Below are 26,319 nucleotides of genomic sequence, written 5' to 3' on the forward strand. Positions count from 1 at the left end.
GGAGTGGCGATGCAGCACGGCAAGTACCGGTTCATCGTGGGGTTCCTGGCGCTCCCCCTCGGACTGTACGCGCTCTTCGTGATCTGGCCGTTCATCCAGTCCATCTATTACTCGTTCACGGACTGGACCGGCCTGAGTCCCGAATTCAAGACGGTCGGCCTCGGCAATTACCGCAGGATGCTGGACGACCAGATCTTCTGGAAGTCCCTCTGGCACAGCCTGCTGTTCGCGCTCCTGGTCCCCCTGGTGACGATCGGCCTCGCGCTGTTCCTGTCCTTCATGATCAATGCCGGCGGGCGGCGAAGAAAAGGGGGCCCCGCCGTTTCCGGCGTCCGGGGCTCCTCCTTCTACAAGATCGTGTATTTCTTCCCGCAGGTGCTGTCCATCGCGATCGTCGCGCTGCTGTTCGCCTTCGCGTACAACCCGGACAGCGGGGCGATCAATTCGTTCCTGCGGGGGATCGGCCTGGGCGGAGTGCAGCCGCTCTGGCTCGGCGATCCGGATCTCGCGCTGTGGTGCGTGATGGCGGTCCTCGTCTGGTCCACGGTCGGCTTCTTCGTGGTCCTGTTCTCGGCGGGCATGGCCTCCATCCCCGCCGACCTGTACGAGGCCGCCCTGCTGGACGGCGCGGACCGGGCCGACACGTTCTTCCGGGTGACCCTGCCGCTGCTCTGGGACACCGTCCAGTCGGGCTGGGTCTACCTGGGCATCCTCGCCCTCGGCGCCGAGTCCTTCGCCGTCGTGCAGATCATGACGACCGGCCCCGGCGGCCCCGACTACTCGACCACCGTCATGGTCCTGTACGTGTACCAGAAGGCGTTCCGTGACGGTCAGGCCGCCTACGCCACCACCATCGGTGTCGCCCTGCTCGTCGTGACGCTGGCCTTCGCCGCCGTCGTGATGCGGCTCGGGCGGCGCGAGCGGCTGGAGTACTGACCATGAAGACGACCGAACCGACGACCGAACCCCCCGCTCCTGTCCCGGTGACCGTCACGAAGACGGACGGCACTCCCGGCCGGCCGGCCGCGGCACCGAAGTCCGAAGGCCGGGTCCTGAACGTCTTCTCGCACGGCCTGCTCGTCCTGTGGGCCGTGATGGTCGTGCTGCCGCTGCTGTGGGCGGTGATGACCTCCTTCAAGGACGACCGGTCCATCTTCTCCTCGCCCTGGGCGCTGCCCCGCACCCTGCACCTCGACAACTGGTCACGGGCCTGGACCGAGGCCAACATGAGCGACTACTTCCTGAACACCGTTCTGGTGGTGGGCGGTTCACTCATCGGCACCCTGGTCCTCGGCTCGATGGCGGCCTATGTCCTCGCCCGCTTCGACTTCCCCGGCAACCGGTTCATCTACTACCTGTTCATCGGGGGCATGAGCTTCCCCGTCATGCTGGCGCTGGTCCCGCTGTTCTACGTGGTGAACAACATGGGGCTGCTCAACACCCTGCACGGCCTGATCCTGGTGTACATCGCGTACTCGCTGCCGTTCACGGTGTTCTTCCTGACGGCGTTCTTCCGCACCCTGCCCGTCTCGGTGGCGGAGGCCGCGTTCGTCGACGGCGCCTCGCACACCCGGATCTTCTTCCAGATCATGCTGCCGATGGCGAAACCCGGCCTGATCAGCGTGGGCATCTTCAACTTCCTCGGCCAGTGGAACCAGTACATGCTGCCCACGGTCCTCAACACCGACCCCGACAAACGGGTCCTGACCCAGGGGCTCGTCCAACTGGCCGTCAGCCAGGGCTACAAGGGTGACTGGTCGGGACTCTTCGCCGGCCTGGTCATGGCCATGCTCCCGGTGCTCGCGGCGTACATCGTCTTCCAGCGGCAGGTCGTGCAGGGGTTGACAGCGGGCGCCCTGAAGTAAACCCGGCGTCTTCATGCGGCGTACACGGACCTCCGGTGCGCGGGTTGTCGTGTACGCCGCTTTTCCGCTGCTCCCACCCCTTTTGATCACCACGCTCCGAAGCCCTTCACACCCGGAATGCCACTTTCCGCAACGCCCCGCAGCCACCCCCGCACACCCCGCGACGCTCTCTCGGGTGAGCGCGGGCCCGCTTGTTCGAGCGTGCGGATACTGTTCAACCTCTTGACGGGAGTGGACCCGAACGGCTCAGCTTAGAGTTCACTAGTTGGACATAGACGGGATCTCATCGAAGCGATCCCGCGCGCAGGAGGTCGTCGTGGAGACTCCGGGGTCGCAGTCGTCGCTGCATCGGGCCAACCTGGAGCGGGTCGTACGCGCCGTGCGTCTGGCCGGGTCCCTGACGCAGGCCGAGATCGCCCGGACGACGGGGCTGTCCGCCGCGACCGTCTCCAACATCGTGCGCGAGCTCAAGGACGGCGGAACCGTCGAGGTCACGCCCACGTCCGCGGGCGGGCGCAGGGCGCGGAGTGTATCGCTCAGCGGGGACGCCGGCATTGTCATCGGGGTGGATTTCGGCCACACCCATCTACGGGTGGCTCTCGGCAATCTCGCCCATCAGGTGCTCGCCGAGGAGTCCGAGCCGCTGGATGTGGACGCCTCCTCGACGCAAGGGTTCGACCGGGCGGAACAGCTGGTCATGCGGCTGATCGAGGCGACCGGCGTGGACCACTCGAAGATCGCGGGCGTGGGGCTCGGCGTCCCCGGCCCGATCGAGCTGGAGTCCGGCACGCTCGGCTCCTCGGCGATCCTCCCCGGCTGGATCGGCACCAGACCCGCCGAGGAGCTCAGAGGCCGCCTCGGCGTGCCCGTGCACGTGGACAACGACGCCAACCTCGGCGCCCTCGGCGAGCTGGTCTGGGGCAGTGGCCGGGGCGTCCGTGATCTTGCTTACATCAAGGTCGCGAGCGGTGTCGGCGCCGGTCTGGTGATCGACGGGAAGATCTATCGCGGCCCGGGCGGCACCGCAGGAGAAATCGGACATATTACACTTGATGAATCCGGCCCGGTCTGCCGCTGCGGCAACCGGGGCTGCCTGGAGACCTTCGCGGCCGCGCGCTATGTGCTGCCGTTGCTCCAGTCCAGCCACGGCACGGACCTCACGATGGAGGCTGTCGTGCGGCTGGCCAGGGACGGAGATCCGGGCTGCCGTCGGGTGATCGCCGACGTCGGCCGCCACATCGGCAGTGGAGTCGCCAATCTCTGCAACCTGCTGAACCCGAGCCGGGTGGTCCTGGGCGGTGATCTCGCCGAGGCCGGTGAACTGGTGCTCGGTCCGATCAGAGAGTCCGTCGGCCGCTACGCGATCCCCAGTGCGGCGCGTCAACTCACCGTTCTCCCGGGGGCACTCGGCGGTCGTGCGGAAGTGCTCGGAGCACTCGCTCTCGCGCTCAGCGAGATGGGTGATTCAACCCTTTTGGACGGCACCCTGTCGGCCGCGACAGCTGCCTTCACTTAGAGAACGAATGACGCCGTTGCCATCTCGTTAAGTATTTACTTCTTGACGTCGAACTTGCGGCCGAGTTGACTTCGAGCCACCTCGGCCGCAGCGTTGCGGCCCTGTCAGGGAGGCACACCCCAAAATGAACGCAACGATGCGTAGAGTCGTGATCGGCGCCACCGCCGTGTCCATGGCGCTGTCGATTGCCGCGTGCGGCAAGGCCGGCGACGACAAGGGCAAGGACTCTGGCAGCAGCTCGGACAGCAAGTCCATCGGTCTGCTGCTCCCCGACAACGTCACCGCGCGCTACGAGAAGTTCGACAAGCCGTACTTCGAGGCCAAGGTCAAGGAGCTCTGCTCCGGCTGTGACGTCCAGTACGCGAACGCCGCCGCCGACCCGGCCAAGCAGGCCCAGCAGATGAGCTCCATGGTGACCAAGGGTGTGAAGGTCATCGTGATCTCCGCCCAGGACTCCGCCGCCATCAAGTCCTCCATCCAGTCCGCGGTGGACAAGGGCGTCAAGGTCGTCGCGTACGACCGCCTCGCCCAGGGCCCGGTCAGCGCGTACGTCTCCTTCGACAACGAGAAGGTCGGCCAGCTCCAGGGCGAGGCCCTGCTCGCCGCCCTCGGCTCCAAGGCGACCACGAAGTCCAAGATCGTCATGATCAACGGTGACGACGCCGACCCGAACGCCGCCCAGTTCAAGGCCGGCGCCCACAAGGCCCTCGACGGCAAGGTCACCATCGCCTACGAGCAGTCCGGCCTGTGGAAGGACACCGTCGCCGCCCAGAAGATGTCCGCGGCGATCACCCAGCTGGGCGCCAAGAACATCGCGGGCGTCTACTCCGCCAACGACGGCATGGCCGGTGGCATCGCCAACACCCTCAAGGGTGCGAAGATCAGCGGCATCCCGCTGACCGGCCAGGACGCCGAGCTCGCCGCCATCCAGCGGATCGTCGCCGGCACCCAGTCCTCCACGGTCTACAAGGCCTACAAGCCCGAGGCCGACACCGCCGCCGAGCTCGCGGTCAACCTGCTCCAGGGCAAGGACATCAAGTCCCTCGCCGACACCACGGTGACCAGCGGCTCCGGCGACAAGGTCCAGGCCAAGCTGCTGACCCCGGTGTCCGTCACGGTGGACAACATCAAGGACACGGTCGTCAAGGACGGTCTGTACACGGTCGCGGACATCTGCACCGCCGACTACGCCGCCGCCTGCAAGAAGGCCGGCCTGTCGTAATCACGCGCACCCCGCGTGACCCGGCCCGAGTCCCGCCGAGGGGCTCGGGCCCAGACCGCCGAGCGGTCCCGCGAGACCCCGCCGACGCCTGCCCCACCTTCACACCCCGCTGCCGGGGCGGGCGTCGGACGGAACCGTTGCCAAGCGCAGCGGATTCGCGCATGTTCATCTTGTAAACCTCGTGCGGACCGCGGCCTCCCGCCGCACCCCGCACGTCCCTCCGCGCACTACCCCAAGCGCGGCATCCCCGCCGGTCAGGCGGCGAAGGAGATGGTTCACGTGTCCGCTACGCCCGTGCTGGCGTTGCGCGGAGTCTCCAAGCGATTCGGTGCGGTCCAGGCCCTCACCGATGTCGATCTGGAGGTCCACGCCGGAGAAGTGGTCGCCCTGGTGGGCGACAACGGCGCAGGAAAGTCGACCCTGGTCAAGACGATCGCGGGTGTTCACCCCATCGATGAGGGCGTCATCGAGTGGGAGGGCAAGCCGGTCAGCATCACCAAGCCGCACGACGCCCAGGGTCTCGGCGTCGCGACGGTCTACCAGGACCTCGCGCTCTGCGACAACCTCGACGTCGTGGGCAACCTCTACCTCGGCCGCGAGCTGCTGCACCGGGGCGTCATCGACGAGGTGACGATGGAGAAGAACGCCCGCGAACTGCTGTCCACGCTCTCCATCCGGATCCCGAGCGTGCGCATCCCGATCGCGAGCCTCTCCGGCGGTCAGCGCCAGGTCGTCGCCATCGCCCGCGCCCTGATCGGCGAGCCCAAGGTCGTCATCCTCGACGAGCCCACCGCCGCCCTCGGCGTCGAGCAGACCGCGCAGGTCCTCGACCTGGTCGAGCGGCTGCGCGAGCGCAACCTCGGCGTCATCCTGATCAGCCACAACATGGCCGACGTCAAGGCGGTCGCCGACACCGTCGCCGTCCTGCGCCTGGGCAAGAACAACGGCTCCTTCCCCGTGAAGGACACCAGCCACGAAGAGATCATCGCCGCGATCACGGGTGCCACGGACAACGCCGTGACCCGTCGCGCGGAGCGGCGCACCGCGGAGGCGGCACAGTGAGCGACACGTCGAAGACCGTGAAGAGCGACTCCCCGGAGCCGGAGAAGGCCGGTACGGCCACCAAGCTCGGCAAGACCGAGGGTGTCGACGAGACGCAGGACACCGTCGCGCCCGCCGACGACCCCACGGCCGCGCCGGTCGCCGTCGTCGACCCGCGGCTGCTGGTCCGTGAAGAGGGCCTCAAGGGCTACCTCACCGAGTTCAAGCGCAAGGTCAAGGGCGGCGAGCTCGGCTCGCTGCCGGTCGTCGTCGGTCTGATCGTCATCTGGACGATCTTCCAGACGCAGAACGACCGCTTCCTCAGCGCCGACAACCTCTCGAACATCAGCTACTTCATGTCGGCCACCGGCATGCTCGCCATCGGCCTGGTGTTCGTCCTGCTGCTGGGCGAGATCGACCTGTCGGTCGGTTCGGTCAGCGGTCTGTCCTCCACCCTGTTCGCCGTGTTCGCGGTGAACCACGGAGTGAACCCCTGGCTGTCGCTGGTGCTGGCGGTGATCACCGGTGTCGCCATCGGCTCGCTCCAGGGCTGGTTCTTCGCCAAGGTCGGCGTGCCGGCGTTCGTCGTCACCCTGGCCGGCTTCCTCGGCTGGAACGGCCTGATGCTGTGGCTGCTGGGCGACAGCGGCACGATCAACATCCCGTCCGAGTCGGGTCCGGTCCACCTGCTCGGCCAGAGCTCCTTCTTCATGGACCAGGCCATCATCGGCGCCTACCTGCTGGCCGGCCTCGCCGTCGTGCTGTCCCTCGTCGGCAACCTCAACGAGCAGCGCCGCCGCAAGGCCGCGGGTGTGCCGTTCCGGCCGACCAGCGAGATCCTGCTCCGCGTGGGTGCCCTCGCCCTGGCGGCCTTCGTCTCCGCCGCCGTCCTGAACGACGCGGCCGGCGTCTCCAACGCCCTGGTGATCTTCCTCGCGGCGCTGGTGATCGTCGACTTCGTGCTCCGCCGTACCACCTACGGCCGTCAGGTCTTCGCGGTCGGCGGCGGCATCGAGGCCGCGCGCCGTGCCGGTATCAACGTGCCGATGGTCCGGATCAGCGTGTTCGCCATCTCCGGCGGCTTCGCGGCGATCGGCGGTATGTTCTTCGCCGGCCAGACCGCGAGCGCCACGCTCAGCGCCGGCGGCGGCAACACGCTGATGCTCGCCATCGCGGCGGCCGTCATCGGTGGCACCAGCCTCTTCGGCGGGCGCGGCAGCGTGTGGTCCGCGCTGCTGGGCATGCTGGTCATCCAGTCCATCCAGACCGGTCTGGACCTGCTGAACATGAACACCTCGATCCAGTACATGATCACCGGTGGTGTTCTGCTGGGTGCGGTGGTCATCGACTCGGTGTCCCGGAAGTCGCAGAAGGCGGCAGGGCGCGGTTAAGCGCCTCTCGCCGTACGGGGTGCGGTGGGACCGCGGCCGACTCGCCGCCATGGCGTGTCGCGCGGTTCCCCGCGCCCCTTTCGGTCGGACCAGATGCCCGGCGCCCACAAGGTGCCGGGCATAGTCGTGTCATGGGCCGGGTCGCGGAACATTAGACTCGACGAGCCCGGCAACAGCTCGAACAGCTTTTAGTGCAAGGAGGCACGGGTGCCGCTGCTGACCCGCATCAGGGGACCGCGCGATCTGGACCGGCTCAGCCCGGAGGAGCTGGACCAGCTGGCGGAGGAGATCCGGACCTTCCTGGTCGAGGCCGTGTCCAAGACCGGCGGCCACCTCGGCCCCAACCTCGGCGTGGTCGAGCTCACCATCGCGCTGCACCGGGTCTTCGAGTCCCCCAAGGACAAGATCCTCTGGGACACCGGCCACCAGTCCTACGTCCACAAGCTGCTCACCGGCCGGCAGGACTTCTCCCGGCTGAAGATGAAGGGCGGCCTGTCCGGCTACCCCTCGCAGGCCGAGTCCGAGCACGACGTCATCGAGAACAGCCACGCCTCCACGGTCCTGGGCTGGGCCGACGGCATCGCCAAGGGCAACGAGATCCTCGGCCGCGACAGCCATGTCGTGGCGGTCATCGGCGACGGCGCCCTCACCGGCGGCATGGCCTGGGAGGCACTCAACAACATCGCCGACGCCAAGGACCGCCCCCTGGTCATCGTCGTCAACGACAACGAGCGCTCCTACGCCCCGACCATCGGCGGCCTCGCCAACCACCTCGCGACCCTGCGCACCACCGACGGCTACGAGCGGTTCCTGGCCCGCGGCAAGGACCTCCTGGAGCGCACCCCCGTCGTCGGCAAGCCCCTGTTCGACACCCTGCACGGCGCCAAGAAGGGCCTGAAGGACTTCATCGCGCCCCAGGGCATGTTCGAGGACCTCGGCCTGAAGTACGTCGGTCCGATCGACGGCCACGACCTCGAGGCGCTGGAGTCCGCGCTGGCCAAGGCCAAGCGCTTCGGCGGCCCGGTGATCGTGCACTGCCTCACCGAGAAGGGCCGCGGCTACCAGCCCGCCCTCCAGGACGAGGCCGACCGCTTCCACGCCGTCGGCAAGATCCACCCCGACACCGGTCTGCCGATCGCCTCCTCCGGCGCCGACTGGACCTCCGTGTTCGGCGAGGAGATGGTCAGGCTCGGCGAGGAGCGCGAGGACATCGTCGCCATCACCGCGGCCATGCTCCAGCCCGTCGGGCTCGACAAGTTCGCCAAGCGCTTCCCGGAGCGGGTCTACGACGTCGGCATCGCGGAGCAGCACGGCGCCGTCTCCGCCGCGGGCCTCGCCCACGCCGGGGTGCACCCCGTCTTCGCCGTCTACGCCACCTTCCTCAACCGCGCCTTCGACCAGGTGCTGATGGACGTGGCCCTGCACAAGTGCGGTGTGACGTTCGTCCTGGACCGGGCGGGTGTCACCGGCACCGACGGCGCCTCCCACAACGGCATGTGGGACATGTCGATCCTCCAGGTCGTCCCCGGCCTCCGGCTCGCCGCCCCGCGCGACGCCGACCAGGTCCGCGCCCAGCTCCGCGAGGCCGTCGCCGTCGACGACGCGCCGACCGTCGTACGGTTCTCCAAGGGCGCCGTCGGCCCCGCCGTCCCCGCCGTGGGACGCGTCGGCGACATGGACGTGCTGCGCGAGCCGGGCACCGACACGCCCGACGTGCTGCTCGTCTCCGTGGGCGCCCTCGCCCCGATGTGCCTGGAGATCGCCGGTCTGCTCGACCGGCAGGGCATTTCCACCACCGTCGTCGACCCGCGCTGGGTCAAACCGGTCGACGAGGCCATGGCCCCGCTCGCCGAGCGGCACCGGGTGGTCGTCACCGTCGAGGACAACAGCCGCGTCGGCGGTGTCGGCTCGGCGGTCGCCCAGGCCCTGCGCGACGCGGGCGTCGACGTCCCGCTGCGCGACTTCGGCATCCCGCCCCGCTTCCTCGACCACGCCTCCCGCGCCGAGGTGATGGCCGAGATCGGGCTGACCGCCCCCGACATCGCCCGCCAGGTCACCGGACTCGTGGCCAAGCTGGACGGCAGGTACGGCACCCAGGCCGCCGAGGTGGACTCCGTGGAGCCCGCCCGCGACTGACGCCCGCCGACGGCAACCCGACACGCCCGGATGGGCCGGTTCGACCACTGCGAAGAGTGGTGAAACCGGCCCATTCGCGTTAACCCGCCCGCGCCGGGGCATACGACCTAGGGCCTGTCCGGCGGATCATGTCGGAGGAAGCCGCTGTGCCGAATCGACCCCGCGTCTCCGACAGGATCCGCCGGACAGGCCCCAGGCCCCTCTCGATCATGTCGAGGACGACACAGCGTGGGAGGTACCCGTGAGCAGCACCCTCTTCCGGACGAAGAGAGTCGAGCAGTCCATCCTCGACACCGAGGAACCAGAGCACGCGCTCAAGAAGTCCTTGTCCGCGCTGGATCTGACCGTCTTCGGCGTCGGCGTCATCATCGGCACCGGCATCTTCGTCCTGACCGGCACGGTCGCCAAGAACAACGCCGGACCCGCCGTCGCCCTGGCCTTCGTCGCGGCCGGGGTGGCCTGCGCGCTCGCCGCGCTCTGCTACGCCGAGTTCGCCTCCGCCGTCCCGGTGGCCGGCTCGGCGTACACCTTCTCGTACGCCTCCCTCGGTGAACTGCCCGCCTGGATCATCGGCTGGGACCTGGTCCTGGAGTTCGCGCTCGGTACGGCGGTGGTGGCCGTCGGCTGGTCCGGGTACATCGCCTCCCTGCTGGACAACGCCGGCTGGCATCTACCGGCGGCGCTCAGCGGACGTGAGGGGGCCAGCGGCTTCGGCTTCGACATCCTCGCCGCCGCCCTGGTCCTGCTGCTCACCGTGATCCTCGTGATCGGCACCAAACTCTCCGCGCGGCTGACCTCGATCGTCGTCGCCATCAAGGTGACCGTCGTCCTGACCGTGATCATCGCGGGCTCCTTCTTCATCCACGGCGAGAACTACGACCCGTTCATCCCCAAGGCGCAGGCCGTGGAGGCGGGCAACAACCTCCAGGCGCCGCTGATCCAGCTGATGTTCGGCTGGGCGCCCTCCGACTTCGGCGTGATGGGCATCTTCACCGCCGCCTCCGTCGTGTTCTTCGCGTTCATCGGCTTCGACGTCGTCGCGACGGCCGCCGAGGAGACCAAGAACCCGCAGCGCGACATGCCCCGCGGCATCCTCGGCTCCCTGATCATCTGCACCGTCCTGTACGTCGCCGTGTCGATCGTGGTCACCGGGATGGAGCACTACAGCAAGCTGTCCGTGAGCGCCCCGCTCGCCGACGCCTTCAAGCACACCGGGCACCCCTGGTTCGCGGGCTTCATCAGCTTCGGCGCCGCCGTCGGCCTGACCACCGTCTGCATGATCCTGCTCCTCGGCCAGACCCGGGTGTTCTTCGCGATGAGCCGCGACGGACTGCTGCCGCGCTTCTTCTCCCACGTCCACCCGCGCTTCAGGACCCCGCACCGGCCGACCATCCTGCTCGGTGTGCTCATCGCGATCCTGGCCGGCTTCACCAGCCTCAGCGAGCTGGCCGAACTGGTGAACATCGGCACGCTCTTCGCGTTCGTCGTCGTCGCGATCGGCGTGATCATCCTGCGCCGCACCCGCCCCGACCTGCCGCGCGCCTTCCGCACCCCCTGGGTGCCGGTCGTCCCGATCCTGTCGGTGTGCGCCTCGCTGTGGCTGATGCTCAACCTGCCCGCCGAGACCTGGCTCCGCTTCGGCATCTGGATGGTCGTCGGCTTCTTCGTCTACTTCTTCTACGGCCGCTCGCACAGCCGCCTCGGACGCCATGAGGAGACGACGGCCGACGAGGTGCGCGGAGGAGGAGAGCCTGCCTGAGCGTCCTTCAGGAGGCGTCCGCCGGGCCCCGTACCGCACGAGGGCCCGTCACCTCGGCGCCGAGGTCCGTCACCCGGCGGCGCAGTGCGCGGTCGGCGGTGACGACCAGGCGGGCGCGGCCGTCGGCCCGGGCGACCAGGCCGACGATGTGGTCGTCCCCGCTGCCGGCCGCCGACTCCACCCGTACCCCGGCCACCGGCTCCACCCCGCGCGCCGCGCCCTCCACGACGAGCACGATCTCCACGGGCCCGGCATGCCCCGGCAGTCCGTCGGCGGCCAGCCGGTCCCGCAGCCGCTCCGCGGCGCCCCGCCGATCCCGCCACCAGCCGTCGGGCACCGACCCGACCACGTTCGCGCCGTCGACGATCACGAGGAGGGCGGGGCTGTCGTCCACGGGGGCGTCCATGGGACCAGCGTCCCACGGACGCTCCGGCCCCGGGCCCGCCGGGAGTGGCCGGGAAGCCGCCGACATAAAGTGAACGGGTGAACGGCGACTGGCTCATACGCGGCCGCGACGGGCGGCTCAGTGTCTATCTGACGTCCGACGACGCCGTCCTGTGCCGCGCGGAACGCGCACCGGGCGGGCCCTGGGACGGCCCGCGCCGGGTCGGCGGCGACCAGAGGGTGCATCCGGTGCTCGCCGTCGGCCACGGCGCCGACGGCTACGCGCATCTGGTGTCCTGGCGGCCCACCGTGAAGGCCGAGGCGGGCCTGGTGCACTCCGTCCACTACCGGCCGCTGCTCGCCCCGCTGGACTGGGCGCCCGTCGGCCACCCGGACCGGCGGGGCGCCCGCACCGGGCCGCCGGCCGTCGCGGTGGACGCCGAGGGACGCGCCCATGTCTTCGTCCAGGACAAGGCCACCGGGCTCGGCATGCTCGTGCAGAAGGAGAAGGGCGGCTGGGAGCCCTGGCGGGACCTCGGGGGCAAGGGCATCGAGGGGCCGCCCGTCGCGGTGGCGGGGGAGTCGGGACGGATCGAGGTGTACGCGGCCGTGTCCGGCGGGATCCTGCACTGGCGGCAGGAGGAGGCCGGCGGCCCGCCGCGGCTGGAGGAGGCCCTGGAGGCGCCGGTCCGCCCCGGCACCCTGCGGGCGCTCGCCACCTCGGCCGAGCACACCACCCTCTTCTACACGGACGGCTCCGGCGAGGTGTGGGCCTGGCGCCCGGGCACCAAGCCGGCCCCGCTGCTCGCCGCCGCCGGAGCCGGTCCGGTCGCCGCGATCCGCTGCGCACTCGACGGCCATGACTGCACCCTGCTCGCCCAGCGCTCCGCGAGCGGCCGGGTCGCCTTCGCCGCCTACCCCACCGAACAGGAGTCGGCGGGGGCCTGGTGGGCCGAGTCCGGCCCCCAACTGGCCTCGGACGCCGAGGTGGCGCTGGCCGTGGACCACGAGGACCGGGTGGTCGCCGCCACCCTGTCCCCCTCGACCGGCCGCCTCCTGCTCAGCCGCCGCAAGGACGAGCCGGTGCTCGCGCTGACGGCGTGGCAGGAGGTCTGACCCGCCGTCACCTCCGACGGGGCGTCGGCGGTCAGGAACTCCCGCCGGTCGCCGGGGACTTCTTCGCCGACTCCGGGATCTCGGAGTCGGTGCGGACCGCCTTCCACAGGGTGGAGGCCTGGGGCTCGGCGGCCACGACCCGGTTCGGGTCGGCCTTGTCGTACGCCACCGGGAGCATGATCGTCTCCATGGTGGAGGGGTCGACGCCGTTGAGGCTGCGGCCGAACTCCGACAGCTTGGTGAGCGAGGCGAGGCCCGAGTCGGTGGTGAGGGCCGCGGTGAGCTGGTCGGCGATCCGGTAGGCCTTGGCGGGGCTGCCCAGCAGGTCCTGTTTCTTGATCTCGCTCAGCAGGGCGAGCATGAACTGCTGCTGGAGCCCGATGCGGCCCAGGTCGCTGCCGTCGCCGATGCCGTGCCGGGTCCGGACGAACTGGAGGGCCTGCGTCCCGTCCAGCCGGTGGGTGCCCGCGGTCAGGTCGAGGCCGCTGGAGGTGTCGTGGATGTCCCGGTCGACGGTGACCGTCACCCCGCCGATCGCGTCCACCAGCCCCTTGAAGCCGGCGAAGTCGACCTCGACGTAGTGGTCCATGCGGACCCCGGACATCTGCTCCACCGTCTTGACCACACAGGCCGGACCGACCTGCGAGTAGATGGAGTTGAACATCACGCGCCGGGCGGAGGCCACCGTCGAGCCGTCGGACCTGGCGCACTCGGGGCGGGTCACCAGGGTGTCGCGCGGGATGCTGATGGCGACGGCCTCGGTGCGGCCCTCGGGGATGTGCATCACCAGCGCGGTGTCGGAGCGGGCGCCCGCGACCTTGCCGGTGTTCAGCGCGGCGTTCGCCCCGGCGCGGGAGTCCGACCCCAGGATCAGGATGTTCTGGCCGGAGGTCGGCAGCTTCTCCGGCCGGTCGTCACCGATCGCCCGGTCGATGTCGATGTCCTTGATGTTGCCGTCGAGGTCCTGGTAGAGCCAGTACGCGGTGCCGGCGCCGACCACGAGGAGGAGGGTCAGCGTCAGCAGGATCCACCGGCCGGTCCGGCGTCGGCGGCGGGGTGCGTCGCCGCCCGGGGAGCGGGGCGACGTGCTCGGGCTCTCGACGGCTGGGGTCGTCATACGGGTCGGTGTCCTCGTCTTTCTCGGATCCGGGCAGGCGTGCACCCGGGCGTTCGGAAGACCGGCGACCCCCGTCGGCCGTTGTACGACAGTGATCCACATCACGTGAAAGCCCTGGTGGGCGGGGTAGGTGAGGGCGGTCTCCCGGCCGGTCTCCCCGCCGCCCGCCCCGCCGGTCTCTCCGCCGGGCCGTCCGCCCGTGGCTCGGAGCAGTGTAGAGACCATGCATATGATGTGAGAATTCCAGCCACCCGACGTCACGGGTCGGCCATGTCGTCAGGAGGCCGTGATGCCGGTGCGGGGTCGGTCCGCGCGCGCCGCGACCCGGCACGGTTCCGCCGTGCCGGTGGCCGCCGCCGCCGTCACCGTGCCGCCGTCGGTCGTGACCGGCACGGCCACGGGCACCTGGCTCACCCTCGGCAGGGACGGCCGGCTCACCGCTTACGCGCCCGCCGGTGGCGGACTGCTGCGCTGGACCGAGACGCGGCCCGGTGGCCCCGGCTGGTCGGGACCGGACCTCGTGGAGATCCGGAACCTCACCCATCTCGCGATCGTCCAAGGGGCGGACGCCTACGTCCACTTCCTGGGCCGGCGGGAGCGCCCGCGCGGCGACGGGGCCGTCGAGGTGGACGTCGTCCACGCGATCCAGTACCAGAGCGGACGGCCCGTCACGGAGTGGCGTTCCCTGGGCAATCCGCACCCCCAGCCGGACCGGGCACGGCGTTTCGGCGCTCCGGCGGGTGCCGTGGCCTCCGACGGAACCGTGCATGTGTTCGCGCCCAACGCGGGCGGCGGGCTGATGATGCGCCGGGAGGGCAGGGGCGGCCGCTGGGAGCCCTGGGCCGATCTGCGGGGCACGGACGTGCGGGACGGGCTCGCCGCGGCGGCGACGTCGGACGGCCGGGTCGAGGTGTTCGCCCCGGCCGGGGGCGCCGCCCTGCACTGGTTCCAGCCCGAGCCCGCCGCCGAGCCGCAGCGCTCGCACGACGTACGGCCCGGCCCGGCGGCCGGATCCGTCGCCGCGCTGGAGACCGCGCCCGGCCGGCTCACGTACTTCTGGACCGACCCGGCCGGCGGCGGACTGATCTGCCACCGGCGCGGCGGCTGGTCCGTCCCGCTGGGCGGCACCCCGGGCGACGGGGCCAACGCCGTGCTGCGCACCGTGCTCGACGGCTACGACTGCACGGTGATCGCCCATCGCGGCCGGTCCGGCACCGTCCTGGTCGGGGTCTGCGCGACGGAGGCCGAGTCCTCCGGCCTGTGGTGGACGGACACCGGCCTGGCCTGCGCGGGCGATCCGGCCCTGGCCCACGACGGCCGCGGCCGGGTGGTGGTCGCGGCCTTCGATCCCGGCGGGACGCTGCGTGTCGCCCGCCGGGTTCCCGGACCGGGGCTGGTCCTCGGGGAACCGGCGCCGGTGTGAGGCCGGGGGAAACCGATTACTGCTGGACAGCCCGTGGAGCGGATGGAAACATCATGATTGATCAGTAAATCTTCGGTAATCCTTTGCTGTTCAGCAGGTGAACGGGGGATGTCGGTCACCTGAGCGGCCGGCCTCGGATGTGGAAAGTGCGGAAGTACAGGTGAGCCTCAACAATCCCGAGGCGAGCGCGCTCGTGTCGACCTATCGGTCCCTGGTGCCGCTGGGGGCCCGGCGCCGGATCGTACGACGGGTTCCCCACCCGCTGCGTTCCTCGGTGAAGCGTTCCCTGGCCTCCGCCGACGCCGTCCGCTCCGCCGTCGTCGTCCGGGCGCTCGGCGGACAGGGCCGGGGCGGCCGGCGGCCCGACGGCGGGATCCGGGTCGTCCGGGTGGCCGGGAAGCACGTGCGGGCCGTGGAGGTCCCGGGGGCCACCGCGTGGGCCGCCCGGGCCCGCAATCTGCACATCCTCGTCTCCGTGCTGGAGGAGGCGGGCATCGACTACTTCTGTGTGCGCGGTCATGCCTCGCTCACCCCGAGTGTCGCCGTGCCCGCCGGGCGGAGGGCCGAACTGGAGGCGCTGCTGCGGGTCGTCGGCGAGGAGGGCGCCGGATACGCCGGTCCCGTCTCCGGCGGACCGATGCGCCCCGGCGGCGCCCTCGCCACCTGGCGTGCCCTGCGCGGCGAGAGCGTGGTGCGCGTGGCGTGGAACGTCTGCGACCCCACCGGCCATCTGGTCTTCGGCCGGGAGTCCGGCTGCGACATCGAGTTCTGGGCGGAGCAGGACGGCCGGCTGGTCGCGCCGCGCCCCAACCGGGTGATGACCGAGGTGCCGCTGGACGCGGGCCGCTGCTGGGCCGAGCAGAAACGTTTCAGTGCCGTACCGGCCGTCTACTCCACCGGACACGCCCGCACCCTGCCGGAGTTCGTCGCCGCCCTGCCCGAGGACCACCTCTTCCCCATCGACGTCGTCTACACCTGGGTCGACGACTCCGACCCGGTCTGGCGGGCGAACCGGGACGCGCTGCGCGGCCGGCACACCACCGCCGGCGGCGCACTGCACGAGCAGGCGGCCAACGACGCCCGCTACACCAGCCGCGACGAACTGCGCTACTCCCTGCGCTCGATCCACCAGTACGCCCCCTGGGTGCGCACCATCTTCCTCGTCACCGCCGGCCAGGTGCCGTCCTGGCTGAACACCGACTTCCCCGGCATCCGGGTGGTGGACCACCGGGAGATCTTCTCCGACCCCCACGCGCTGCCCACGTTCAACTCCCACGCCATCGAGAGCCAGTTGCACCACATCCGGGACCTCTCGGAGCACTTCCTCTACCTCAACGACGACGTCTTCTTCGGCCGCCCGGTCCAGCCCGGCCACTTCTTCCACGCCAACGGACTCACCAAGTTCTTCCAGTCCAAGGCACTGATCCCGTCCGGCCGGGCCGGTGCCGAGGACCTGCCCGTCAACGCGGCCGGCCGCAACAGCCGCGGCCTGATCGCCCAGCAGTTCGGCACCGTCATCTCGCAGAAGATGAAGCACACCCCGCACGCCCTGCGCCGCAGCGTCCTCACCGAGATAGAGCAGATCTACGCCAAGGCCCACCGGGTGACCCAGCACTCCCGCTTCCGCTCGCCCAGCGACGTGCCCATCGCCTCCTCGCTGCACCACTACTACGCCTACCACTCGGCCCGCGCCACGGTCGGCGACATCCGCTACGTGTACGTCGACCTCGCCGACGCCCTCGCCCAGCGGCGCCTGGACAACCTGCTCGCCCGCCGCAACTTCGACACCTTCTGCATGAACGACACGGTCACGGCGGCCGACCCCGACGCCCAGAGCCGGATGGTGAAGAACTTCCTGGAGGCCTACTTCCCCGTGCTCAGCCCCTTCGAGAAGGACTCCGGCATCCTGCTGCCGGATGACCCGCACCCCTCCCCGCAGCACCCCCGCGCCGACGAGCGCACGACCGGACCGGGGCGCCTCGGCCGATGACCTCCACAACCCCCACCCCCGCACCGGACCACGGCGGGGCGGCCCGGCCGCGCCGCCGGCTGCGCGCCCGCGCCGTCGCCCTGCGTGAACGCGTCATGCTCGGCCTGTTCGTCCCGCTGCGCGCACGACGCACCGCCCGGCTGCGCTACGCCGCCATCCTCGACGGCCAGACCGTGAACCTGCACGCCGCGCTGCCGCCGTCCGCCGGACGCCCCGACCGGGCCGAGATCGTGCTGCGCCGGCGCGGCAGCCGCCACCTCGCCGAAGCCCGCGTCCACACCGGCCCCGACGGCGAGGCCCTCGTCGACGCCGCGATCCTGCTGGGTGCCGAGGTCGGCGGCGTCCCCGTCGGCACCGGCCGCTGGCGGCTGCGGCTGCGCGTCCACTCCGGACGCAGACGGCGCACCCTGTCCCTGCTGCTCCTCCAGCCGCCGACGCCGTACGAGGGCCCCACCAAACCGATGGAGGCCTCCCCGGTGACGGGGGAGCGGCACCGGCTCGGCCGCTCCGTGCGCGGCAGCGCCCGCCTGGTCAGCACCGGCGCGCGGGCCGCCGTGGAGGTGTCCAAGGTGCACCTGGGCCACGCCGGGGTCACCGTCGACTTCCGGGTCCTCGGCACCCGCGCCGAGGAACCCCGGGCCGAGTTCGTCGCCTCCGGGCGCCGGATCGAACAGCCCGTCACCCCGCTCGGCGCCGGCGTCTACCGCGTCGACGTGCCCCTGGACCGGATGCCGCCGCGCGGCACCCGCCCCGAGCACTGGGACGTCGTCCTGACCGACCGCACCGGGCACGCCAGACGCCTCGGCCGCCGGCTGCACGACGTCCGCAACCCCCTGCGCGTCTTCGCGATGCGCGCCCTGGCCATCACCCCCCAGGGCCACCCGCCCCTGATCGTCCAACCGCGCTACACCCCCGCAGGAAACCTCCGTATCACCTGCACGCGCATGCCCGAGGCAGGCTGACCACAGATATGAAGATCACGTTCCTGCTGACCACGGCGGACGCCGTCGGCGGTACCGAACGCGCGGTGTACAACCAGGCCTCCGAACTCGCCGCCCGGCACGACGTACGGGTGCTCAGCGTCTTCAAGAGCAAGCGCGAGCAGTTCTTCACCCCGCACGCACGGGTCCGCGTCGACTACCTCGTCGACCTCACCGCCCCCGCCCCCCGCCCGCTGCGCCCCACCGCCGTCGACGACACGGTGTGGACGGGCCTCGCCGCCCAGCCCAGCCAGATCGTCGACCGCGACTGGGAGCCCGCCTTCAACCGGCTCTCCGACCTCGAACTCGGCCTCGCCCTCCAGGACACCGACACCGACGTCCTGGTCACCACCACCCCCGCCCTGATGGCCCTGGCCGTCCACCTGGCCCCGGCCCATGTGATCACCGTCCACCAGGAGCACCGGGTCTCCGAACTGCGCGGCGCCAGCGGAGAGCCGCTGCGCCGCTACGCCGCCCGCCTGGACTGCCTCGCCGTGCTCAGCGAACGCACCCGGGACTGGTTCGCCGAGACCCTCGGGGACGCCGCGCCCCGGCTGGAGGTCGTGCCCAACGCCCTGCCCGGCGGCTTCCGGCCGCGCTCCACCCTCCAGACCCGCACGGTGGTCATCGCCGGCCGACTCGTCGCCGAGAAGCAGATCGACCACGCCGTCACCGCCTGGGCCACGGTCGCCCGGTACCACCCGGACTGGCAGCTGCGGATCTTCGGCGACGGACCGCTCAGCGGCGCCCTGCGCCGGCAGATCGACATGCTCGGACTGCACGACTGCGTCCAGCTCAACGGCAACTCCAGGCATCTGGCCGAGGAGTGGGCCAAGGCCAGCATCGCCACCCTCACCTCCCGCAACGAGGCCTTCGGGCTGGTCCTCGCCGAGGCCCAGGCCGCCGGTGTCCCGGTGGTCTCCTACGACTCGCCCAACGGCCCGCGCGAGGTCGTCATCGACGGCGAGACCGGCATCCTCGTCCCGCCCGGCGACACCGACGCCCTCGCCTCGGCGCTGCTGCTGCTCATCCAGGACGCCGAACTGCGCGCGCGGATGGGCGCCGCGGCCCTGGCCTCGGTGAACCGCTTCTCGCCCACCGTGGTCACCGCCACCTGGGAGCGGATCCTGCACGAGCTGGCCGCCGAACGCGACAGCGGCCGGCGCGCCGTCGCCAAGGCCGAACGCCAGGCACTGCACGCCTACTTCGGCGGCACCGAGGGCATCGTGCCCGCCGCCACCCCCGCCCCCGCCACCACCGTCCGCAGCTCCGACCAGCGCGCCCTGGAACAACGCCTGCTCCAGCGGCCCAAGTTCGTCAGCGACGGCGGCCAGATCTGCCGGCTCCTGGACTGGGAGTCCCCCTGGGACGTCGTCCAGCAGAACCTGGCCCTGGTGGCCAACGTGCTCGAAGGGGCCGACATCCCCTATCTGGTCGTACGCGACCACCTGGTGCGGCACTCCGTCGCGGTGCACGCCGTGTACCGCGAGGCGGTCTTCAAGGCCCTCGCCGAGCGCCACCGCGACGACGCCGTGTACGCGGCCGTCCTCAACGAGAGCCAGAAGACCGTCGCGACGGTCCTCGCCGGCCTCGTCGCTCCCTACGCCGACACCCCCTCCTCGGGCGTCCGCGTGTACCAGAACGTCGTCGCCCCCTCCCGCCTGCTGCGCCTGGGCGCCGTCTACGGCACCACGATCTCCTTCTGGGAGAACGACCCCGAGGACCCCGCCCACCTGCACGCCCCCGCCCGCACCCTGATCGGCGACCGGGTCCCCAACGCGGCCATGCGCCGCTCCACCCTCACCCTGGCCGGCCGCCCCTATCCCACCATCGAGGCCTTCACCCAACGGCTGCACGGTGACGTCGACTTCCCCGTCGACGCCGTCTACACCTGGGTCGACGGCTCGGACGTGGCCTGGCTGGAGCGCAAGAACGCCGTGCTGGCCGCGCTGGGCCTGGACACCGAGGACGCGGCGACCAGCGCCGCCCGCTTCCGCGACCGGGACGAACTGCGCTACTCCCTGCGCTCGATCGACATGTACGCGCCCTGGATCCGGAACATCTACCTCGTCACCGACCGGCAGGTCCCGCACTGGCTGGACACCTCGCACCCGCGGGTCCGCGTGGTCGACCACAGCGAGATCTTCGGCGGCCGGGGCGTGCTGCCGACGTACAACTCCCATGCCATCGAGAGCCAGTTGCACCACATCGAGGGCCTCGCGGAGCACTTCCTGTACTTCAACGACGACGTGTTCCTCGGCCGGACCGTGCGGCCCGACCTGTTCTTCCTCGGCAACGGCCAGGCCCGGCACTTCATGTCGCCGACCTCCGTGCCCATGGCGCCGCCCGGCCCCGAGGACGAGTTCACCATCAGTGCCGCGAAGAACAACCGGGCCCTGATCCGGCAGGACTTCGGACAGACGCCCGTGCACTCCTTCCTGCACGCCCCGCACCCGCTGCGGCGCAGTGTCCTCGCCGACATCGAACAGCGCTACGGGCAGGCCGTGTCGGGCACCGCGGCCAGCCAGCTGCGCAGCCACGGCGATGTCTCCGTCGCCTCCTCGCTGCACCACTACGTCGGCTACCACACCCTGCGCAGCGTGCCCGGCAGCATCTCCTGCGGATTCGTCAACGTCGGCCTCGGCGAACACGCCGCCCGGCTGAACCGGATCCTCGGCGTGCGCCCGCACGACGTGTTCTGCCTGAACGACTACCACGACGGGGACGTCCCCGCGGACGAACAGGACGCCATCCTGGCCGCGTTCCTGCCCAGCTACTTCCCCGTCCCCAGCCAGTTCGAGACCGGGTCCGTGCGCAACCAGCGCGCACACGCCGGCTACCTGCCGGGATGGCCCCTGTGACCGCACCCGTATCCCCATCCCCCTCTGCGCTCACAAGGAGCGACAGCATGACCAGCCCCGCGTCCGTACTGCAGGTCGTGGCCCACCCCGACGACGACCTGTACTTCATGAATCCGGCCGTCTTCCAGGGCCTCAAGGCCGGGATCCGCACCACCACCGTCTACCTCACCGCCGGGGACGCGGGTGGGCTGAACCCCCGCCCCTGGCAGCAGGAGCCCGCCGTCGAGGACCGGGCCGCCTACGGCAAGGCACGGCAGAACGGCATCAAGGCCGCCTACGCCGCCATGCTGCTCGGCGACCGCACCGCGGCCTGGAAGCCGGCCACCCTGTCCACGGCGGGCGGCGCCGTCGCGGAGGCCTACTCGCTCGCCGACGCGCCCTGGGTGACCCTGGTCTTCCTCAACATCCGCCAGCACGGCACCCCGGAGGGCCCGCCGCGCAGCCTGCACGCGCTGTGGCACGAGGAGGCCGAACGGGTCCCCACCCTCGTCGTCGCCGGCGGTCTGGTGCACGAGCCCCACGCCTACACACCCGCGGGCCTGGTCGACACACTGGTCCAGCTCATGGACCTGGTCCGGCCCACCCTGGTGCGGACCATGGACCCGGACCCCGACCGGCTGGTCCACGACGAGAAGTACCCCCAGCGCCACGACTTCGGCGACCTCTCCGACCACTGCGACCACACCGCGGCCGCCCTGTTCACCTGGCTGGCGCTGGACCGCTACCAGGGCCCCGGCGAGAACCGCACCTTCACCGTGGAGTCCTACCGCGGCTACGCCAACGAACGCTGGCCGCACAACCTGAGCCCCCAGGCGGTCTCCCTCAAGGAGTACTTCCTCAACGTCTACGGCGCCGCCGACGGCTACGACAGCGGGGACCCGGCCGGCAGCGGCGACTACGCCGTCGCCCTGAACGCCCGTTCCACGGGCTGGGTGCAGAGCACCGCGCCGCGCCATCCGTCCGGCGCGAACTGGCTGCTCGCCGACCGGCGGGGCCGGCTCGCGGCGTTCGCCGTCGTCGGGCAGCAGGCGGCGGTGTGGCTGGAGGCCCGGCCGGGCACCGACGAATGGCGCGGCCCCTTCCTCCTCGGCGGCGGCCCCCTCGCCCCGGGCCTCGCCGTCAGCCTCACCCCGGACGGGCGCTGGCAGGTGTTCGCCGAGCGGCTCTCCCGGCTCGCCGCCGACGGCGACCACACCCGGGAGATCGTCCTGCTCGAACAGGCCGAACCCGACGGTGTGTTCCCCGGCTGGGTCACCCTCGGCAACCCCTCCGCGGGCGATCCGCAGCGCGACCGCCACCTCGGCACCCCCGCCGTCACCCGCGACGGCAGGGGCCGGCTGCACCTGTTCGTGCGCAACGCCGGCCAGGGCCTGCACACCCGGATCCAGGAGACCGACGGTTCCTGGGGCGGCTGGACCGACCTGCGCGGACACGAGCTCCAGGAGGGCATCGCCGCCCTCACCGCGCCCAACGGACACGTGGAGGTGTTCGCCGCCAGCAGGGAGGGCGTCTTCCACTGGGCGCAGGGCTCCCTCGACGCCCCGCTGAGCCGGGCGCCCCGGTTCCGGCTCACCGTGCCCGCCGGGCCCGCCGCGGCCGTGGTCCAGCCGACCGGGCAGGTCATGACGGTCTACCGGCAGCCCGGCACCGGACGGCTGCTCATGGCCCAGGAGGACGCCCCCGGCGGCCGCTGGGCCCAGCCCGCGGCGTCGATCGGGGGCCGCGGCGGCTTCGGCGCCGTCGCGCTGGCCGCCTCGCCGTCGCCCGCGACCGGCACCCTGGTCGTCACCCGCGGCGACCTCGGCGGTGTGGCCCACCGTTTCCTGCCGGGCGACGGGACCTGGCGGGAACTGCCCACGACCGAGCTGGGCGGGACGATCGCCGGCGCCCCCGCGGCCGCCTTCGACGCCCTCGGCCGCGCCGTGATCGCGGTCCTCGGCGCCGACGGCCGCCTCGCGGTGGCTCGTCAACTCGCGCCGGGGTCACCGGAGTTCGGACCGTGGGCGGTCACCGGCTGACAGCCGGGAGCACACAAGGGGAGAGGGCCCCCGCCGTCCGGCGGGGGCCCTCCTCACATCCGTACGACGCATCGGGCCGCCGTACGACGCTCACGTCACGCCGGGACCGACGCCGTCCCCGGGGCCAGGAACCGCTTCCCGTTCACCCGCTCGGAGACACCCTCGCGGTCCAGGTACGGCGTGATGCCGCCCAGGTGGAAGGGCCAGCCGGCGCCCGTGATCAGGCAGAGGTCGATGTCCTGCGCCTCGGCGACGACACCCTCGTCGAGCATGAGCCCGATCTCCTGCGCCACCGCGTCCAGCACCCGCGCCCGCACCTGCTCCTCGGTGAGGACGGTGTCGCCCTGCTTCAGCAGCGCGGCGACCTCGGGGTCCAGCTCGGGCTTGCCGCTGTCGTAGACGTAGAAGCCGCGCTTGCCGGCCTCGACGACCGCCTTGAGGTTCGGGGAGACCGTGAAGCGGTCCGGGAACGCCCGGTTGAGCGTCTCCGAGACGTGCAGACCGATCGCCGGGCCGACCAGCTCGAGGAGGACCAGCGGGGACATCGGCAGGCCGAGCGGCTCCACGCCCTTCTCCGCGACCTCGACCGGGGTGCCCTCGTCGATGACGTTCTGCACCTCGCCCATGAAACGGGTCAGGATGCGGTTCACGACGAACGCCGGGGCGTCCTTCGTCAGCACCGCCGTCTTCTTCAGCTTCTTGGCGACGGCGAACGCCGTGGCCAGCGAGGCGTCGTCGGTCTGCTCACCGCGGACGATCTCCAGCAGCGGAAGGACCGCGACCGGGTTGAAGAAGTGGAAGCCCACGACCCGCTCGGGGTGCTGGAGCTTCGACGCCATCTCCGACACGGAGAGGGACGAGGTGTTGGTGGCGAGGATCGCGTGCGCCGGGGCGACCGCCTCGACCTCCGCGAACACCTGCTGCTTGACCCCGATCTCCTCGAACACGGCCTCGATGACGAAGTCCGCGTCCGCGAAGCCCTCGGCCTTGTCCAGGACACCGGTCACCAGGGCCTTGAGGCGGTTGGCCTTGTCCTGGTTGATCCGGCCCTTGCCGAGCAGCTTCTCGATCTCGGCGTGGACATAGCCCACACCCTTGTCGACGCGCTCCTGGTCGATGTCCGTGAGGACGACCGGGACCTCCAGGCGGCGCAGGAAGAGCAGGGCCAGCTGGGAGGCCATCAGGCCCGCGCCGACCACGCCGACCTTGGTGACCGGGCGGGCCAGGTTCTTGTCCGGGGCGCCGGCCGGGCGCTTGCCGCGCTTCTGCACCAGGTTGAACGCGTAGATGCCGGCGCGCAGCTCACCGCCCATGATCAGGTCGGCGAGCGCGGTGTCCTCCGCGTCGTAGCCCTGCTGGAGGTCGCCGTTCTTGGCGGCGGCGATGATGTCGAGGGCGCGGTAGGCGGCCGGGGCCGCGCCGTGCACCTTGGAGTCGGCGACGAACCGGCCGCGCGCGACGGCCTGGTCCCAGGCCTCACCGCGGTCGACGACCGGGCGCTCCACCGTGACGTCGCCCTTGAGGACGTTCGCCGTCCAGATCAGCGACTGCTCCAGGAAGTCCGCGCCTTCGAAGAGCGCGTCGGCGATCCCGAGGTCGAAGACCTGCTGCCCCTTGAGCTGCTTGTTCTGGTTGAGGCTGTTCTCGACGATCACCGAGACGGCCTTGTCGGCGCCGATCAGGTTCGGCAGCAGCGTGCAGCCGCCCCAGCCGGGGACCAGGCCGAGGAAGACCTCGGGCAGGGAGAACGCCGGGAGCGCCTTGGAGACGGTGCGGTAGGTGCAGTGCAGACCGACCTCGACACCGCCGCCCATCGCCGCGCCGTTGTAGTACGCGAAGGTCGGGACCGCGAGGCCCGCGAGGCGCTTGAAGACCTCGTGGCCGCCCTTGCCGATGGCGAGCGCGTGGTCGTACTCCTTGAGGAGTTCGACGCCCTTGAGGTCCGCGCCGACGGCGAAGACGAACGGCTTGCCGGTGATGCCGACACCGACGATCTCGCCGGCCGCGGCCTCCTTCTCCACCTGGTCGATCGCGAGGCCCAGGTTCGCGAGCGAGGCGGGGCCGAAGGTGGTCGGCTTGGTGTGGTCGAAGCCGTTGTCGAGGGTGATCAGGGCGAAGCGCCCGGCACCCGACGGCAGGTCGAGGTGGCGTACGTGCGCGCTCGTGACGACCTCGTCCGGGAACAGCTCGGCCGCACCCTTCAACAGCTCAGCGGTGGTGCTCACTTGTCCCCCTCGAAGTGCGGGTTCTCCCAGATGACCGTCGCGCCCATGCCGAAGCCGACGCACATGGTGGTCAGGCCGTAGCGGACGTGCGGCTGCTCCTCGAACTGGCGGGCCAGCTGCGTCATCAGGCGGACGCCGGAGGAGGCCAGCGGGTGGCCGAAGGCGATGGCGCCGCCGTACTGGTTGACGCGCTCGTCGTCGTCGGCGATGCCGTAGTGGTCGAGGAAGGCCAGCACCTGGACGGCGAAGGCCTCGTTGATCTCGAACAGACCGATGTCGGAGATGGACAGACCCGCCTGCGCGAGCGCCTTCTCGGTGGCCGGGATCGGGCCGTAGCCCATGACCTCCGGCTCGACGCCCGCGAAGGAGTACGCCACGAGGCGCATCTTCACCGGCAGGTTGTTCTCGCGGGCGAAGTCCTCGGACGCGATCAGCGAGGCGGTCGCACCGTCGTTCAGACCGGCCGCGTTGCCGGCGGTGACCCGGCCGTGGACGCGGAACGGGGTCTTCAGGCCGGAGAGGTTCTCCAGGGTGGTGCCCGGACGCATCGGCTCGTCGGCGGTGACCAGGCCCCAGCCCGTCTCACCGGCGTCCGCGTTGGTGCGGCGCACCGAGATCGGCACCAGGTCGGCCTGGATCTTGCCGTCGGCGTACGCCTTGGCGGCCTTCTCCTGGGAGCGCACCGCGTACTCGTCCGCGCGCAGCTTGGTGATCTGCGGGTAGCGGTCGTGCAGGTTCTCCGCGGTCATGCCCATGAACAGGGCGGACTCGTCGACCAGCTTCTCGGAGACGAACCGCGGGTTCGGGTCGACGCCCTCGCCCATCGGGTGGCGGCCCATGTGCTCGACACCACCGGCGATCGCGATGTCGTACGCGCCGAAGGCGACCGAGCCCGCGACCGTGGTGACGGCGGTCAGGGCGCCGGCGCACATCCGGTCGATGGAGTAGCCGGGGACCGACTGGGGGAGACCGGCCAGGATGCCGGCGGTGCGGCCGATGGTCAGGCCCTGGTCGCCGATCTGCGTGGTCGCGGCGATGGCGACCTCGTCGATCTTCTTGGGGTCGAGACCGGGGTTGCGGCGCAGCAGCTCCCGGATCGCCTTCACGACGAGGTCGTCGGCGCGGGTCTCGTGGTAGATGCCCTTCGGGCCCGCCTTGCCGAACGGGGTACGGACGCCGTCGACGAAGACGACGTCCCTGACGGTACGAGGCACGATGGCTCTCCTCCAGAGGGTGCGGGATGGCACTGCTGCGACACGCAAGCGCTGAGCGCGC

Annotated in this window: 18 protein-coding genes; 14 read left to right on the top strand and 4 right to left on the bottom strand. The window is 71.1% G+C overall.

Features of this window, described 5'->3' with window-relative positions; translation table 11 throughout:
* Positions 1–9: 9 nt before the first annotated feature.
* The 8 genes from AQJ64_RS01105 to AQJ64_RS01140 all read left to right on the top strand — a co-directional run bounded on the left by AQJ64_RS01105 (position 10) and on the right by AQJ64_RS01140 (position 10,930).
* Positions 10–936, top strand: coding sequence for a carbohydrate ABC transporter permease (locus AQJ64_RS01105; protein WP_055634526.1), 927 nt, complete (start codon positions 10–12; stop codon positions 934–936).
* A gap of 2 nt (positions 937–938) precedes the next feature.
* On the top strand, positions 939–1,865 hold the full coding sequence (locus AQJ64_RS01110) for a carbohydrate ABC transporter permease (protein ID WP_055634527.1): 927 nt from the start codon (positions 939–941) through the stop codon (positions 1,863–1,865).
* Between the two features lie 316 nt (positions 1,866–2,181).
* Entirely contained in the window at positions 2,182–3,381 is a 1,200-nt protein-coding gene (locus AQJ64_RS01115; protein WP_055634528.1) for an ROK family transcriptional regulator, read from the top strand.
* A 136-nt stretch (positions 3,382–3,517) separates the two neighbouring features.
* Positions 3,518–4,603 carry a sugar ABC transporter substrate-binding protein gene (locus tag AQJ64_RS01120; RefSeq protein ID WP_055634529.1) on the top strand — a complete coding sequence of 362 codons (1,086 nt, stop codon included), beginning with the start codon at positions 3,518–3,520 and terminating at the stop codon, positions 4,601–4,603.
* A gap of 270 nt (positions 4,604–4,873) precedes the next feature.
* A complete protein-coding gene (locus AQJ64_RS01125) occupies positions 4,874–5,665 on the top strand; it encodes an ATP-binding cassette domain-containing protein (protein ID WP_055634530.1) in 792 nt (263 codons plus the stop codon).
* Entirely contained in the window at positions 5,662–7,035 is a 1,374-nt protein-coding gene (locus tag AQJ64_RS01130) for a sugar ABC transporter permease (protein WP_055634531.1), read from the top strand. The genes AQJ64_RS01125 and AQJ64_RS01130 overlap by 4 nt, the downstream gene beginning before the upstream one ends.
* A 207-nt stretch (positions 7,036–7,242) precedes the next feature.
* Positions 7,243–9,171 (top strand): 1-deoxy-D-xylulose-5-phosphate synthase, encoded by a 1,929-nt coding sequence (gene dxs / locus AQJ64_RS01135; RefSeq protein WP_055634532.1) that lies wholly within the window; start codon positions 7,243–7,245, stop codon positions 9,169–9,171.
* Positions 9,172–9,412: 241 nt separating this feature from the next.
* Positions 9,413–10,930, top strand: coding sequence for an amino acid permease (locus AQJ64_RS01140; protein WP_055634533.1), 1,518 nt, complete (start codon positions 9,413–9,415; stop codon positions 10,928–10,930).
* Positions 10,931–10,937: 7 nt separating this feature from the next.
* Here AQJ64_RS01140 and AQJ64_RS01145 read toward each other — a convergent pair whose 3' ends face one another.
* Positions 10,938–11,336 (bottom strand): PIN domain-containing protein, encoded by a 399-nt coding sequence (locus tag AQJ64_RS01145; protein ID WP_420876535.1) that lies wholly within the window; start codon positions 11,334–11,336, stop codon positions 10,938–10,940.
* Positions 11,337–11,413: 77 nt separating this feature from the next.
* On the opposite strand from AQJ64_RS01145, the gene AQJ64_RS01150 reads away from it, so the two are divergent.
* Entirely contained in the window at positions 11,414–12,430 is a 1,017-nt protein-coding gene (locus AQJ64_RS01150; protein WP_055634534.1) for a DUF8189 domain-containing protein, read from the top strand.
* Between the two features lie 31 nt (positions 12,431–12,461).
* On the opposite strand, the gene AQJ64_RS01155 is transcribed toward AQJ64_RS01150, so the two are convergent.
* The gene (locus AQJ64_RS01155; protein WP_055634535.1) at positions 12,462–13,547 is read right to left on the bottom strand and encodes an LCP family protein; all 1,086 of its coding nucleotides are present in this window, start codon (positions 13,545–13,547) and stop codon (positions 12,462–12,464) included.
* A 289-nt stretch (positions 13,548–13,836) separates the two neighbouring features.
* Between AQJ64_RS01155 and AQJ64_RS01160 the strand changes: the two genes are divergently transcribed.
* The 5 genes from AQJ64_RS01160 (at position 13,837) to AQJ64_RS01180 (ending at position 22,819) form a co-directional block, all read left to right on the top strand.
* Positions 13,837–14,970: a PLL family lectin gene (locus tag AQJ64_RS01160; protein ID WP_240512658.1), complete on the top strand. Its 1,134-nt coding sequence runs from the start codon at positions 13,837–13,839 to the stop codon at positions 14,968–14,970.
* Between the two features lie 160 nt (positions 14,971–15,130).
* The gene (locus tag AQJ64_RS01165; RefSeq protein WP_240512659.1) at positions 15,131–16,960 is read left to right on the top strand and encodes a stealth family protein; all 1,830 of its coding nucleotides are present in this window, start codon (positions 15,131–15,133) and stop codon (positions 16,958–16,960) included.
* Entirely contained in the window at positions 16,957–17,922 is a 966-nt protein-coding gene (locus AQJ64_RS01170; RefSeq protein WP_059202315.1) for a hypothetical protein, read from the top strand. Before AQJ64_RS01165 ends, AQJ64_RS01170 begins: the two co-directional genes overlap by 4 nt.
* Positions 17,923–17,930: 8 nt before the next feature.
* Complete coding sequence (locus tag AQJ64_RS01175) at positions 17,931–20,801, top strand: stealth conserved region 3 domain-containing protein (protein WP_059202316.1); 2,871 nt, start codon at positions 17,931–17,933, stop codon at positions 20,799–20,801.
* Positions 20,802–20,848: 47 nt separating this feature from the next.
* Positions 20,849–22,819 (top strand): PIG-L family deacetylase, encoded by a 1,971-nt coding sequence (locus tag AQJ64_RS01180; protein WP_055637462.1) that lies wholly within the window; start codon positions 20,849–20,851, stop codon positions 22,817–22,819.
* A 95-nt stretch (positions 22,820–22,914) separates the two neighbouring features.
* On the opposite strand, the gene AQJ64_RS01185 is transcribed toward AQJ64_RS01180, so the two are convergent.
* Positions 22,915–25,044 carry a 3-hydroxyacyl-CoA dehydrogenase NAD-binding domain-containing protein gene (locus AQJ64_RS01185; RefSeq protein WP_055637463.1) on the bottom strand — a complete coding sequence of 710 codons (2,130 nt, stop codon included), beginning with the start codon at positions 25,042–25,044 and terminating at the stop codon, positions 22,915–22,917.
* Positions 25,041–26,258, bottom strand: a complete 1,218-nt coding sequence (locus AQJ64_RS01190) for a thiolase family protein (RefSeq protein ID WP_055637464.1) — start codon at positions 26,256–26,258, stop codon at positions 25,041–25,043. The genes AQJ64_RS01185 and AQJ64_RS01190 overlap by 4 nt, the downstream gene beginning before the upstream one ends.
* Positions 26,259–26,319: the final 61 nt, after the last annotated feature.

Origin of the sequence: Streptomyces griseoruber (assembly GCF_001514205.1) — a bacterium.
GTDB lineage: Bacteria > Actinomycetota > Actinomycetes > Streptomycetales > Streptomycetaceae > Streptomyces > Streptomyces griseoruber.

Coding starts and splice junctions, on each gene's coding strand:
- AQJ64_RS01105 (WP_055634526.1), top strand. CDS start 10: ATGCAGCACGGCAAGTACCGGTTCATCGTGGGGTTCCTGGCGCTCCCC.
- AQJ64_RS01110 (WP_055634527.1), top strand. CDS start 939: ATGAAGACGACCGAACCGACGACCGAACCCCCCGCTCCTGTCCCGGTG.
- AQJ64_RS01120 (WP_055634529.1), top strand. CDS start 3,518: ATGCGTAGAGTCGTGATCGGCGCCACCGCCGTGTCCATGGCGCTGTCG.
- AQJ64_RS01125 (WP_055634530.1), top strand. CDS start 4,874: ATGGTTCACGTGTCCGCTACGCCCGTGCTGGCGTTGCGCGGAGTCTCC.
- AQJ64_RS01145 (WP_420876535.1), bottom strand. CDS start 11,336: ATGGACGCCCCCGTGGACGACAGCCCCGCCCTCCTCGTGATCGTCGAC.
- AQJ64_RS01155 (WP_055634535.1), bottom strand. CDS start 13,547: ATGACGACCCCAGCCGTCGAGAGCCCGAGCACGTCGCCCCGCTCCCCG.
- AQJ64_RS01160 (WP_240512658.1), top strand. CDS start 13,837: ATGCCGGTGCGGGGTCGGTCCGCGCGCGCCGCGACCCGGCACGGTTCC.
- AQJ64_RS01170 (WP_059202315.1), top strand. CDS start 16,957: ATGACCTCCACAACCCCCACCCCCGCACCGGACCACGGCGGGGCGGCC.
- AQJ64_RS01175 (WP_059202316.1), top strand. CDS start 17,931: ATGAAGATCACGTTCCTGCTGACCACGGCGGACGCCGTCGGCGGTACC.
- AQJ64_RS01180 (WP_055637462.1), top strand. CDS start 20,849: ATGACCAGCCCCGCGTCCGTACTGCAGGTCGTGGCCCACCCCGACGAC.